This window comes from Pseudomonas asturiensis (genome assembly GCF_900143095.1).
GTDB classification, from domain to species: Bacteria; Pseudomonadota; Gammaproteobacteria; order Pseudomonadales; family Pseudomonadaceae; genus Aquipseudomonas; species Aquipseudomonas asturiensis.
Genome location: NZ_FRDA01000005.1, coordinates 361993 through 374444 on the forward strand (window position 1 = coordinate 361993; position 12452 = coordinate 374444).

The following is a 12452-nucleotide window of genomic DNA, read 5'->3' on the forward strand; positions in this document are numbered from 1 at the left end:
CATCAGAAATGCCGTTGTGCATCGGGCGGGGTGATCAAGCGGCTGGTAACTGTTTGTGTCCAATACGCCCCCTCCGATACAACTCTGGCATAACACTTGCTCTTCCCCTGTCACGTATTGAAGACTCCTTGAATAGTGACGGATTATTGGCATGGCGAAGAGCGAAGAAGTTAAAGACCCCGCTTCCAAAGGCAAACTCAAGCTCATTATCGTCGCGGTTGTGGCGCTGCTGCTCGCTGTTGGCCTGTCGGTGGGTGCTACGTGGTTCATCATGCACAAGGGCGAAACCAAGCCCGACCCCGCAGCGGCTGCTGCGGCTGCCAACGTCAAGCCAGTGGCGGTTTACGAACCGTTGACTCCTGCTTTCGTCGTCAACTTCAACGCCAATGGCCGTCAACGCTACATGCAGGTCAGCATCACCATGCTGGGCCGCAATGCAGCCGACATGGAGGCCTTGAAGGTGCACATGCCGGTGATCCGCAACAACCTGGTCATGCTGTTTGCCGCCATCCCTTTCGAATCGCTCGCCTCGCCAATCGGCCAGGAAATGCTGCGTCAGAAGGCGACCGCCAGTATTCAGGAAGTGGCACAGAAAGAACTCGGCAAGACTGTGATCGAACAGCTGCTCTTCACTAACTTCGTATTGCAGTAGGACCCTGACATGGCCGTGCAAGACCTGCTGTCCCAGGATGAGATCGACGCGCTGCTGCATGGCGTTGACGATGGTATGGTCCCGACCGAAAGCGCCAGCGAGCCCGGCAGCGTCAAAAGTTATGACCTGACCAGTCAGGACCGGATCGTGCGGGGTCGCATGCCGACCCTGGAAATGATCAACGAGCGATTCGCCCGTTACACCCGCATCAGCATGTTCAACCTGTTGCGCCGTTCGGCGGATGTGGCCGTGGGCGGCGTGCAGGTGATGAAATTCGGTGAGTACGTGCATTCGCTGTACGTGCCCACCAGCCTCAATCTGGCCAAGATCAAGCCACTGCGCGGAACGGCTTTGTTCATTCTCGACGCCAAGCTGGTGTTCAAACTGGTGGATAACTTCTTCGGCGGCGATGGCCGTCACGCGAAGATCGAAGGTCGTGAATTCACGCCCACCGAACTGCGCGTGGTGCGCATGGTGCTGGATCAGGCGTTCATCGACTTGAAGGAAGCCTGGCAGGCGATCATGGAAGTGAACTTCGAGTACATCAACTCCGAAGTGAACCCGGCCATGGCCAACATCGTCGGGCCGAGCGAGGCCGTGGTGATTTCCACTTTCCACATCGAGCTCGATGGCGGTGGCGGCGACCTGCACGTGACCATGCCGTACTCGATGATCGAGCCGATCCGCGAAATGCTCGACGCCGGTTTCCAGTCGGATCTGGACGACCAGGACGAGCGTTGGGTCAACGCGCTCAAGGAGGACGTGCTGGATGTCAACGTGCCGTTGAATACCACCATTGCTCAACGGCAGTTGCCGCTGCGCGACATTCTGCACATGCGTCCTGGCGACGTGATCCCGATAGAGCTTTCCGACTCGCTGGTCATGCGCGCCAACGGCGTGCCGTCCTTCAAGGTCAAGCTGGGCTCGCACAAGGGCAAGATGGCCCTGCAGGTCATCGAACCCATAGCGCGACGCTGACCTGTCAGGATGGCGTTGCAACTTTATTGCGTAACTGAATCATTGCTCGCAGAGGATTACCGATGGCTGATGAAAACGATATGACGTCTGCTGAAGATCAGGCACTGGCCGATGAGTGGGCTGCGGCGCTGGGTGAAGCAGGTGAGGGCGGTCAGGCTGATATCGACGCGCTGTTGGCAGCCGATGCCGGGAACTCGACCAGTCGCCTGACCATGGAAGAGTTTGGCAGCGTGCCGAAAAACACGGCGCCTGTGACGCTGGACGGTCCCAACCTGGACGTGATTCTGGATATTCCGGTGTCGATTTCCATGGAAGTGGGCAGCACCGATATCAACATCCGCAACCTGTTGCAGCTCAACCAGGGCTCGGTCATCGAACTGGATCGTCTGGCAGGTGAGCCGCTGGATGTGCTGGTCAACGGCACGCTGATCGCCCATGGCGAGGTGGTTGTGGTCAACGAGAAGTTCGGCATCCGTCTCACCGACGTGATAAGCCCGAGTGAACGCATCAAGAAGCTGCGCTAAATGAAGCGGTTAATGGCGCTGTTGCCGCTCCTGCCTTCGTTGGTGTGGGCGGCCGAACCGGTTGCACAGGCAGGTCCTGCGGTGGCCAATACTGTCACCGGCGGGATGGGCGGGCAGGTCGCGCAGTTGCTGTTCGGCCTGTTGTTGGTGGTCGGTCTGATCTTCGTACTGGCGTGGGTCATGCGTCGGGTGCAGCGGGTCGGGCCGAACAACAGCCAGGTTATCGAACTGGTGAGCTCTCGGGCTATCGGGCCGCGTGATCGTCTGGTCCTGGTTCAGGTGGGCGGTGAGCAGGTTCTGCTGGGGATCACCCCTGGCAACATCACCACCCTGCATGTGCTCAAGGAGCCTGTGCAGGTACCGGTCCGTGAACAGACCACGCCTGAGTTCGCTCAGCGTCTGCTGGAATTGATGGGCAAGGATAAGGACAAGAAGTAATGGGCGCCTTGCGTTTGCTGATACTGCTGCTGGTGGCAATGGCCGCGCCTGTTGCGTTGGCGGCCGATCCGCTGTCGATCCCGGCGATCACGCTGTCCAATGGCGCCAACGGGCAGCAGGAGTATTCGGTCAGTCTGCAGATCCTGCTGATCATGACCGCGCTGAGCTTCATCCCGGCGTTCGTGATGCTGATGACCAGTTTCACGCGGATCATCATTGTCTTTTCGATTCTGCGTCAGGCCCTGGGCTTGCAGCAGACCCCGTCGAACCAGATTCTGACCGGCATGGCGCTGTTTCTGACCATGTTCATCATGGCGCCGGTCTTTGATCGGGTGAATCAGGATGCCTTGCAGCCTTATCTGGCCGAGCAGTTGACGGCGCAGGATGCGGTCGCCAAGGCGCAGGTGCCGATCAAGGATTTCATGCTGGCGCAGACACGTACCAGCGACCTTGAGCTGTTCATGCGCCTGTCCAAGCGTACTGACATTGCGTCTCCAGATGCCGCGCCGCTGACCATTCTGGTTCCGGCCTTTGTGATCTCCGAGCTGAAAACCGCGTTCCAGATCGGCTTCATGATCTTTATTCCGTTTCTGATCATCGACCTGGTCGTGGCCAGTGTGCTGATGGCCATGGGTATGATGATGCTGTCGCCGCTGATCATTTCCCTGCCGTTCAAGATCATGCTGTTTGTGCTGGTGGATGGCTGGGCGCTGATCGTCGGCACATTGGCTGGCAGTTTTGGTGGCGTATGAATCGTTTTGCTGAGGAGTCTGCCCGATGACGCCGGAAGTAGCGGTCGATCTGTTTCGTGAGGCGTTGTGGCTGACCACGGTGCTGGTTGCGATTCTTGTGGTGCCGAGCCTGATCTGCGGTCTGTTGGTGGCCATGTTTCAGGCGGCCACCCAGATCAACGAACAGACCCTGAGCTTTCTGCCGCGCCTGATTGTCATGTTGGTGACGCTCATCGTGATCGGCCCCTGGCTGTTGAAAATTTTCATGGAATACATGCTGTCGCTGTACAACAGTATTCCGACACTGATCGGTTAACGCTGCGTGCAGCCGATGCTGGCGCTGACCGACACCCAGATCAGTACCTGGGTTGCGAGCTTCATGCTGCCCCTGTTTCGCATCGTTGCGTTGCTGATGACCATGCCGATCATTGGCACCACGCTGGTCCCCCGACGTGTACGCCTTTACTTTGCGGTTGCCGTCACCGTGGTCGTGGCCCCGGTGTTGCCTGCTATGCCGCCGGTGCAAGCTCTCGATCTCAGCGCGCTGCTGCTGATTGGCGAGCAGATCATTATCGGTGCCGGGCTCGGGCTCTCGTTGCAGTTGTTCTTTCACGCCTTTGTGGTGGCCGGGCAGATCATCTCGACGCAGATGGGCATGGGCTTCGCGTCGATGGTCGACCCCACCAACGGCGTTTCGTCGGCCACCATCGGGCAGTTTTTCACCATGCTCGTGACGCTGCTGTTTCTGGCCATGAACGGCCATCTGGTGGTGCTGGAAATCCTGGTCGAGAGCTTTACGACCATGCCGGTGGGCAGCGGTCTGCTGGTCAATAATTTCTGGGAACTGGCGAACGGGCTTGGCTGGGTGCTCAGTTCCGGCCTCAGGCTGGTGCTGCCGGCGATCACTGCACTGCTGATCATCAACATCGCGTTCGGTGTGATGACGCGCGCCGCACCGCAGCTCAATATCTTTTCCATTGGTTTTCCGCTGACACTGGTGCTGGGCATGGTCATTCTATGGATGACCATGGGCGACATTCTCAACCAGTATCAGCCCATGGCCGTCGAGGCCCTGCAAGCGGTGCGCGACATGGTGAGGGCTCGTTGAGATGGCAGAAAACGAGAATGGCCAGGACAAGACAGAAGACCCCACGGAGAAAAAGGTCCGGGACTCCCGGGCCGAAGGTCAGATTGCGCGCTCCAAGGAACTGACCACGCTGGTGGTAATGCTGATGGGCGCGGGCGGGCTGTTGATGTTCGGCGGTGGCATTGCGCACATGATGTTCGAGCTGATGCGCGACAACTTCACCATCACCCGCGAAACGATCATGGATCAGGACTACATGGGCAAGGCGTTGCTCAGTTCCGGTCTGCACGCCCTGATAGTCGTACTGCCGTTTCTGATTGCCATGCTCGTTGCTGCGCTGGTCGGCCCGATCATGTTGGGCGGCTGGCTGTTTGCAACCAAATCGCTGGCCCCCAAGTTCAGCCGGATGAATCCGGCGGCGGGGCTCAAGCGCATGTTCTCGCCCCATGCGCTGGTCGAGCTGCTCAAGTCGTTCGCCAAGTTTCTGATCATTCTTGCGGTTGCCCTGGTGGTGCTGGGCAAGGAGCGTAACGACCTGGTGGCGATCGCGCACGAGCCTTTGGAGCAGGCCATCATTCACAGCCTTCAGGTGGTGGGCTGGAGTAGCTTCTGGATGGCCTGCGGCCTGATATTCATTGCAGCTGCCGATGTGCCGTTCGTGTTGTGGGAAGCGCACAAGAAGCTGCTGATGACCAAGCAGGAAGTGCGTGACGAACACAAGAACAGCGAAGGCAGTCCCGAGATCAAGCAGCGCATTCGTCAGCTGCAACGCGAGATGTCCCAGCGCAGGATGATGGCCTCGATCCCCGAGGCGGACGTGATCATCACCAACCCGACCCACTTTGCCGTGGCGCTCAAATACGATCCCGAGCAGGGCGGGGCGCCGATGCTGTTGGCCAAAGGCACCGACCTCGTGGCCTTGAAGATCCGCGAAATCGGCGCGCACAACCAGATCCTGATCCTGGAGTCGCCTGGTCTGGCGCGTTCTATCTATTACAGCACCGAGCTGGATCAGGAGATCCCGGCGGGGCTGTATCTGGCTGTGGCGCAGGTGTTGGCCTACGTGTATCAGATCCGTCAGTACCATGCGGGCCAGGGCAAGCGGCCCGATCCGCTGGGCGATATCACGATTCCGCCAGATCTGCAGCGCGATTCCTGATAGCACTCGGTTTCGCCGTCAACATCGGGCGTTCAGGCGCGGCTTGCTGGCGTTGGCGCCAGCCCGGTCGCAGGCGTGTCACCTGATCAGCCGGATATTCTGCTCCGCCTCCCGCAATGCCTGTCTCTTACCTCTGTTTTTTTGCGTTTTGTGCCTGCAATTGCTGGCTTTCGTAAAGTTGGACAGCTTCTTGCAATAGGTCAGTTCAAGGTCGCCTAAGGCGTCAAAGTTTTGATCTAGTGCGCAGGTAAAGAATCAGTGGAACGCTCTCAGATATTCAGTAGCGCACGCAGCAATATCGCAGGCCTGGGCCGTGGCCAGTTGGGCGTGCCGCTGTTGTTGCTGATCATGTTGGCAATGATGATGTTGCCGATTCCGCCGTTCCTGCTGGACGTGCTGTTCACGTTCAACATCGCATTGTCCATCGTTGTGCTGCTGGTCTGTGTGTACGCCCTGCGGCCGCTGGATTTCTCGGTTTTCCCTACCATTCTGCTGGTCGCCACGCTGCTGCGTCTGGCCCTGAACGTCGCATCGACCCGTGTGGTCATGCTGCACGGCCAGGACGGGCACGCTGCTGCGGGCAAGGTGATCCAGGCCTTCGGTGAGGTGGTGATCGGCGGTAACTATGTCGTCGGTATCGTGGTGTTCGCGATTCTGATGATCATCAACTTCGTGGTAATCACCAAGGGTGCCGGGCGTATTTCCGAGGTGAGCGCACGCTTTACCCTTGATGCGATGCCAGGCAAGCAGATGGCAATCGACGCCGACCTCAACGCCGGCCTCATCGATCAGCCGGAAGCCAAGCGCCGTCGTGCTGAAGTGGCCGGGGAGGCCGAGTTTTACGGTTCCATGGACGGTGCCAGCAAGTTCGTGCGCGGCGATGCGATTGCCGGTTTGCTGATTCTGTTCATCAACCTCATTGGCGGCATGCTGGTCGGCATCCTGCAACACAACATGACTTTTGGCGACGCAGGCCGTGTTTATACCTTGCTGACCATCGGTGACGGTTTGGTGGCGCAATTGCCATCACTGCTGCTGTCCACTGCCGCCGCGATCATGGTGACCCGTGCTTCCGGTTCGGAAGAGATGGGCAAGCTGATCAATCGTCAGATGTTCGCCTCACACAAGGCGCTGGCGGTATCCGCAGGCATCATGATCGTGATGGGCCTTGTGCCGGGTATGCCGCACTTCGCTTTCATCGGCCTCGGTCTGGTGGCGGCCGGTGGTGCTTACCTGCTGTGGAAGAAAGAGAACAAGGTGAAAGTCGAGGCGCTGGCCGAGGTTCAGCGTCAACAGGACCTGCTGCCATCGCCAACCCGTATCCAGGACTCCAAGGAGCTGGGCTGGGATGACGTCACGCCCATCGACATCATCGGTCTGGAAGTGGGCTATCGCCTGATTCCGCTGGTGGATCGCAATCAGGGTGGTCAACTGCTGGCGCGGATCAAGGGTGTGCGCAAGAAGCTGTCCCAGGAACTGGGCTTTCTGATGCCCACCGTCCACATTCGCGACAACCTCGATCTGGCGCCCAGCGCCTACCGCCTGACGCTGATGGGCGTGATCCTGGCCGAGGCCGAGATCTACCCGGATCGCGAGCTGGCGATCAACCCGGGTCAGGTGTTCGGCACGCTCAACGGCATCACCGCCAGAGACCCGGCGTTTGGTCTGGAAGCGGTGTGGATTGAAATCAGTCAGCGCAGCCAGGCGCAGTCCCTCGGCTACACCGTGGTGGACGCCAGCACCGTGGTGGCGACCCACCTCAACCAGATTCTGTACAAGCACTCGCATGAACTGATCGGCCATGAAGAAGTTCAGCAACTGATGCAGTTGCTCGCCAAGAGCTCGCCGAAGCTGGCTGAGGAGCTGGTGCCGGGTGTGCTGTCGCTGTCGGCGCTGCTCAATGTGCTGCAGGCGCTGCTGGCCGAGCATGTGCCGGTGCGTGATATCCGCAGCATCGCCGAGGCCATCGCGAACAACGTCGGGAAGAGTCAAGATACCGCCGCTCTGGTGGCGGTGGTGCGCGTTGGTTTGAGTCGCGCAATCGTCCAAAGCATTGTAGGCGTTGAGCCGGAGCTGCCTGTCATCACGCTGGAACCAAGGTTGGAACAGATATTGCTCAATAGTTTGCAGAGGGCTGGTCAGGGTCAGGAAGAAGGCGTTCTTCTTGAGCCGAGTATGGCTGAAAAGCTCCAGCGTTCGTTGATTGAGGCCGCCCAGCGTCAGGAAATGCAAGGGTCGCCGGTAATACTCCTGGTAGCGGGTCCGATTCGGGCCATGCTGTCACGATTTGGACGATTGGCTGTACCGAACATGCATGTTCTGGCATATCAGGAAATTCCTGACAACAAGCAAGTTACCATCGTAGCGACTGTCGGGCCCAACGGCTGAGGTAGTGAGTCATGCAAGTTAAGCGATTTTTCGCCGCCGATATGCGTCAAGCCATGAAGCTGGTTCGCGATGAGCTGGGCGCTGAGGCGGCCATCATTGGCAACCGCCGCATCGCCGGTGGCGTCGAGTTGACCGCCGCGCTGGATTACAAGCTGTCGGCCCTGGCCCCACGCGTTCCGAACATGGAGCTTGAAGACGAGCTGCGCAAAACCCAGTCGCGCATCGTCTCCGCTCAGGCTGAATTGAACAACCGCAGCGACAGCGATGCCTCGGTCAATCTTCAGCTGTTTTCCGGCAAGTCGATCAGTGCCGCTGACACGCACATCGAGCCCACGCTCGAAGAGCCGCCACGCCCGTCCGCTTACGCGCCGACCCCGGCTGCCGAGTCTGCTGGCGGGCAACGTGCCTTCGACTCGATGCGTTCCGAATTGAATGGCCTGCGCGAGCTGCTGGAAGTCCAGCTGGGCTCTCTGGCCTGGACCCAGTTGCAAGGCAGCCGCCCGCAGCAGGCCAACCTGTGGCGTCGTCTGCAGCGTGTTGGTCTCTCCGGCCCGCTGTCGCGCGATCTGCTGTCGATGATTCCCGATATCGACGAGCCTCGTCAGGCCTGGCGCATGTTGCTGGCTCACCTGGCGCGGATGATCGCCGTACCTGACGTCGAGCCGCTGGAAGAGGGCGGTGTGATCGCCATGGTCGGTCCTGCCGGCATGGGCAAGACCACCACTCTCGCCAAGCTGGCAGCCCGTTATGTGCTGAAGTACGGCGCACAGAATATTGCACTGGTCAGCATGGACAGTTTTCGCATCGGTGCTCAGGAGCAACTCAAAACGCTGGGCCGGATCCTCAATGTACCGGTTACTCACGTCGACCCGGGGCAGTCGCTGGCGCAGGCACTTGAGCCTTTGCTGCGCAAGCGCGTGGTGTTGATCGATACCGCAGGTCTCCAAGCCAGTGACCCGGCGTTGCGCATGCAGCTCGAAAGCCTGGCAGGTCGCGGTATCAAGGCGCGCAACTACCTGGTGCTGGCGACAACCAGTCAGAAGCAGGTGTTGACCGCGGCGTATCACAGTTACAAGCGTTGTGGCCTGGCCGGATGCATTCTGACCAAGCTGGATGAAACCGCCAGTCTGGGCGAAGTCCTGAGCCTGGCGATCAGTCATGAATTACCGGTGGCCTACCTGACTGACGGGCCGCGCATTCCGGACGATCTGCACATTCCCCGCCGTCACCAGTTGGTGAGTCGTGCAGTGAGTGTGCAGATGCAGGACGAGCCGAGCGAGGAAGCGATGGCTGATATGTTTGCCGACCTCTATCACACACCTGGCAAAAGGGTGGGTTAAGTGATGGATATCATTGAAATGTCCCTGCATCGATGGTCTGCCAGGCATTGTTCGCTCGCGAACGTGCAGCCCCCAATGTGGCTTCGGTCTACGCAAGACAAGGTAAAGAAATAACATGGGCAGCATGCATCCCGTACAGGTTATCGCGGTGACCGGCGGCAAAGGTGGCGTCGGTAAGACTAACGTGTCAGTGAACCTTTCACTGGCCCTTGCCGAGCTCGGCCGGCGCGTCATGCTGCTGGACGCCGATCTGGGTCTGGCCAACGTTGACGTTCTGCTGGGGCTTACGCCCAAGCGTACGCTCGCCGATGTCATAGAAGGTCGTTGCGAGCTGCGTGACGTGCTCTTGCAGGGGCCGGGCGGCGTTCGTATCGTGCCGGCTGCGTCCGGCACCCAGAGCATGGTTCATCTCTCGCCTGCGCAGCATGCCGGCCTGATCCAGGCGTTCAGCGAGATCGGCGACAACCTCGATGTGCTGGTCATCGACACGGCCGCCGGTATCGGTGAGTCGGTCGTCAGCTTCGTACGCGCGGCTCAGGAAGTGCTGCTGGTGGTCTGCGATGAACCGACCTCGATCACCGACGCCTACGCGCTGATCAAGCTGTTGAACCGCGACTATGGCATGAACCGCTTCCGTGTCCTGGCCAACATGGCCCAGAGCCCGCAGGAAGGTCGCAACCTCTTTGCCAAACTCACGAAAGTCACGGACCGCTTTCTGGACGTGGCGCTGCAGTATGTAGGTGCCGTGCCGTACGACGAGTGCGTGCGCAAGGCCGTACAGAAGCAGCGTGCCGTCTACGAAGCCTTTCCGCGCTCCAAGTGCGCACTGGCATTCAAAGCCATCGCTCAGAAGGTCGACACCTGGCCACTTCCGGCCAACCCACGGGGTCACCTGGAGTTTTTCGTTGAGCGACTCGTTCACCAGACCAGCGCGGGGCCTGTCCAATGACTGCGAGCGGCTACCAGATGTACAGCAAGGCTTCGCGTAACTCCCAGTACGAGCTGATCGAGCGCTACGCCCCGCTGGTCAAGCGCATTGCCTACCACCTGCTGGCGCGCCTGCCTGCCAGCGTGCAGGTCGAGGACCTGATTCAGGCCGGCATGATCGGTCTGCTGGAAGTGTCGACCAAATACGACTCCACCAAGGGGGCGAGCTTCGAGACTTACGCAGGCATCCGCATTCGTGGTGCAATGCTCGATGAAGTTCGCAAGGGTGACTGGGCGCCGCGCTCGGTCCACCGTAATACCCGCATGGTGAGCGACGCAATTCGCGCAATTGAAGCGAAAACCGGGCGTGACGCTAAAGATCACGAGGTTGCGGCCGAACTCCAGTTAAGTCTCGATGATTATTACGGGATTTTGAATGATACCTTGGGCAGCCGCCTCTTCAGTTTCGACGACCTGCTTCAGGACGGCGATCATGAAGGGCTGCATGAGGATGGTGCCAGCGGTTCGCTTGAACCGTCACGGGACCTGGAAGACGAGCGCTTCCAGGCCGCCCTGGCCGATGCGATTGCCAATCTGCCGGAGCGTGAGCGTCTGGTCTTGGCGCTGTACTACGACGAAGAGCTGAACCTCAAGGAAATCGGAGAGGTCCTGGGGGTCAGTGAATCGCGGGTCAGTCAGTTACACAGCCAGTGCGCAGCTCGTTTGCGAGGGCGTTTGGGGGAGTGGCGAGCGCGTTGACAGTCAATGCGCGGCTCAAGGCCGCGGGTTGTCTGCAAGCCGGCTGTGCAGAGCGTTACGTGGTAACAGGATAGACAAGGCATAGGCTTGTCGGCAGTGCTCAAGGGCCTGCCGGTCAGGGGTTGTGCCTGTCTTTTGCCAAGCCCGTCGTCGTTTCGTACAGCCGGGGGTGTGCTGTGCCAGTATTGCCGGTATTGATTGAACAGCGCGTTCAGGTGCTGAACGCGTTAAAGACTGCTTGGAGGTCGAATTGGACAAGAACATGAAAATCCTCATCGTTGATGACTTCTCAACGATGCGGCGGATCATCAAAAACCTGTTGCGTGACCTGGGGTTTACCAACACCTCGGAAGCGGATGACGGGTTGACCGCATTGCCGATGCTGCAAAGCGGCGCGTTTGATTTCCTGGTGACTGACTGGAACATGCCTGGCATGTCCGGTATCGATCTGTTGCGTCAGGTCCGTCAGGACGAGCGCCTCAAGAGCCTCCCAGTGCTTATGGTCACTGCTGAAGCCAAGCGTGAGCAGATCATCGAAGCTGCCCAGGCCGGGGTGAACGGTTATGTCGTCAAGCCATTCACGGCTCAAGCGCTGAAAGAAAAGATCGAAAAGATCTTTGAACGCGTCAATAGCTGATGCAAGCCGTGAGGGCGCTATGGATAACACTGATTCGATGGCCGACTTTGAGTCGACCCTGAAAAGACACGCGCAGGAACTCGTCACCAGCCTTGAAAAAGGTCGTTTCGGCGAAGCTGTGCAATTGATCCATGAGCTCAACCAGACACGCGACCGCGGCCTTTATCAGGAAGTGGGCAAGCTGACTCGTGAGCTGCACAGTGCAATCGTCAACTTCCAGATCGATCCGCACATGCCTCAGGCCGAGGAGGTGTCGCAGATCACAGATGCCACCGAGCGCCTGTCGTACGTCGTTCGGCTGACCGAAAATGCGGCCAACCGCACCATGGATCTGGTCGAGGAAAGCACGCCGCTCATGAACGGCCTGAGTTCCGACGCCAAGGCGTTGAGCGAAGACTGGGGACGTTTCATGCGCCGCGAAATCGGTGCTGAAGAATTCCGTGATCTCGCCAAGCGGGTCGATGGATTTCTGACGCGTACCGAGAAGGAAACCCATGAGGTCTCCGCGCACCTCAATGACATTCTGCTTGCCCAGGATTACCAGGACCTCACCGGTCAGGTCATCAAGCGCGTCACGCAGTTGGTCACTGAAGTAGAAGGCAATTTGCTCAAACTGGTGCTCATGGCCAGCCATGTCGATCGCTTTGCAGGCATCGAACATGACGAACAATCCATCCTTGCTGAAAAAGATCCTAAAAAACATCTCGCCAAGGGTGAAGGTCCGCAGATTCATGCCGATAAACGTGAAGACGTCGTATCCGGACAGGATGATGTAGACGATCTGCTATCGAGCCTCGGCTTCTAGGTCTGTTGACGGATAATTATAGGGAGC

14 protein-coding genes are annotated in these 12452 nt (G+C 59.0%); all 14 read left to right on the top strand.

The annotated features are described in order from the left end of the window. Positions 1-151: 151 nt before the first annotated feature. The 14 genes from fliL (at position 152) to BUB69_RS12065 (ending at position 12425) form a co-directional block, all read left to right on the top strand. The gene (gene fliL, locus BUB69_RS12000) at positions 152-652 is read left to right on the top strand and encodes a flagellar basal body-associated protein FliL (RefSeq protein WP_024689509.1); all 501 of its coding nucleotides are present in this window, start codon (positions 152-154) and stop codon (positions 650-652) included. Positions 653-661: 9 nt separating this feature from the next. Beyond that, entirely contained in the window at positions 662-1630 is a 969-nt protein-coding gene (gene fliM / locus BUB69_RS12005) for a flagellar motor switch protein FliM (protein WP_073166606.1), read from the top strand. Between the two features lie 62 nt (positions 1631-1692). Continuing rightward, positions 1693-2154 (top strand): flagellar motor switch protein FliN, encoded by a 462-nt coding sequence (fliN, locus tag BUB69_RS12010; RefSeq protein ID WP_024689507.1) that lies wholly within the window; start codon positions 1693-1695, stop codon positions 2152-2154. Further along, entirely contained in the window at positions 2155-2592 is a 438-nt protein-coding gene (fliO, locus tag BUB69_RS12015; protein ID WP_073166608.1) for a flagellar biosynthetic protein FliO, read from the top strand. After that, a complete protein-coding gene (gene fliP / locus BUB69_RS12020) occupies positions 2592-3344 on the top strand; it encodes a flagellar type III secretion system pore protein FliP (protein ID WP_073166611.1) in 753 nt (250 codons plus the stop codon). The genes fliO and fliP overlap by 1 nt, the downstream gene beginning before the upstream one ends. Before the next feature lie 25 nt (positions 3345-3369). Continuing rightward, positions 3370-3639: a flagellar biosynthesis protein FliQ gene (fliQ, locus tag BUB69_RS12025; RefSeq protein ID WP_024689504.1), complete on the top strand. Its 270-nt coding sequence runs from the start codon at positions 3370-3372 to the stop codon at positions 3637-3639. A gap of 15 nt (positions 3640-3654) precedes the next feature. Then, complete coding sequence (gene fliR, locus BUB69_RS12030) at positions 3655-4431, top strand: flagellar biosynthetic protein FliR (RefSeq protein ID WP_073166614.1); 777 nt, start codon at positions 3655-3657, stop codon at positions 4429-4431. A gap of 1 nt (position 4432) precedes the next feature. Continuing rightward, the gene (gene flhB / locus BUB69_RS12035; protein WP_073166618.1) at positions 4433-5569 is read left to right on the top strand and encodes a flagellar biosynthesis protein FlhB; all 1137 of its coding nucleotides are present in this window, start codon (positions 4433-4435) and stop codon (positions 5567-5569) included. A gap of 258 nt (positions 5570-5827) precedes the next feature. Then, positions 5828-7957, top strand: coding sequence for a flagellar biosynthesis protein FlhA (flhA, locus tag BUB69_RS12040; RefSeq protein WP_073166621.1), 2130 nt, complete (start codon positions 5828-5830; stop codon positions 7955-7957). 11 nt (positions 7958-7968) lie between these two features. Then, entirely contained in the window at positions 7969-9297 is a 1329-nt protein-coding gene (gene flhF / locus BUB69_RS12045) for a flagellar biosynthesis GTPase FlhF (RefSeq protein WP_073166624.1), read from the top strand. Between the two features lie 115 nt (positions 9298-9412). After that, positions 9413-10246 (top strand): flagellar synthesis regulator FleN, encoded by an 834-nt coding sequence (fleN, locus tag BUB69_RS12050; protein ID WP_003412391.1) that lies wholly within the window; start codon positions 9413-9415, stop codon positions 10244-10246. Beyond that, complete coding sequence (gene fliA / locus BUB69_RS12055; protein WP_002554271.1) at positions 10243-10983, top strand: RNA polymerase sigma factor FliA; 741 nt, start codon at positions 10243-10245, stop codon at positions 10981-10983. Before fleN ends, fliA begins: the two co-directional genes overlap by 4 nt. A gap of 262 nt (positions 10984-11245) precedes the next feature. Further along, on the top strand, positions 11246-11620 hold the full coding sequence (locus BUB69_RS12060) for a chemotaxis response regulator CheY (RefSeq protein ID WP_161627625.1): 375 nt from the start codon (positions 11246-11248) through the stop codon (positions 11618-11620). 19 nt (positions 11621-11639) lie between these two features. Then, positions 11640-12425, top strand: a complete 786-nt coding sequence (locus BUB69_RS12065) for a protein phosphatase CheZ (RefSeq protein WP_073166627.1) — start codon at positions 11640-11642, stop codon at positions 12423-12425. The last annotated feature ends 27 nt before the right edge of the window (positions 12426-12452 follow it).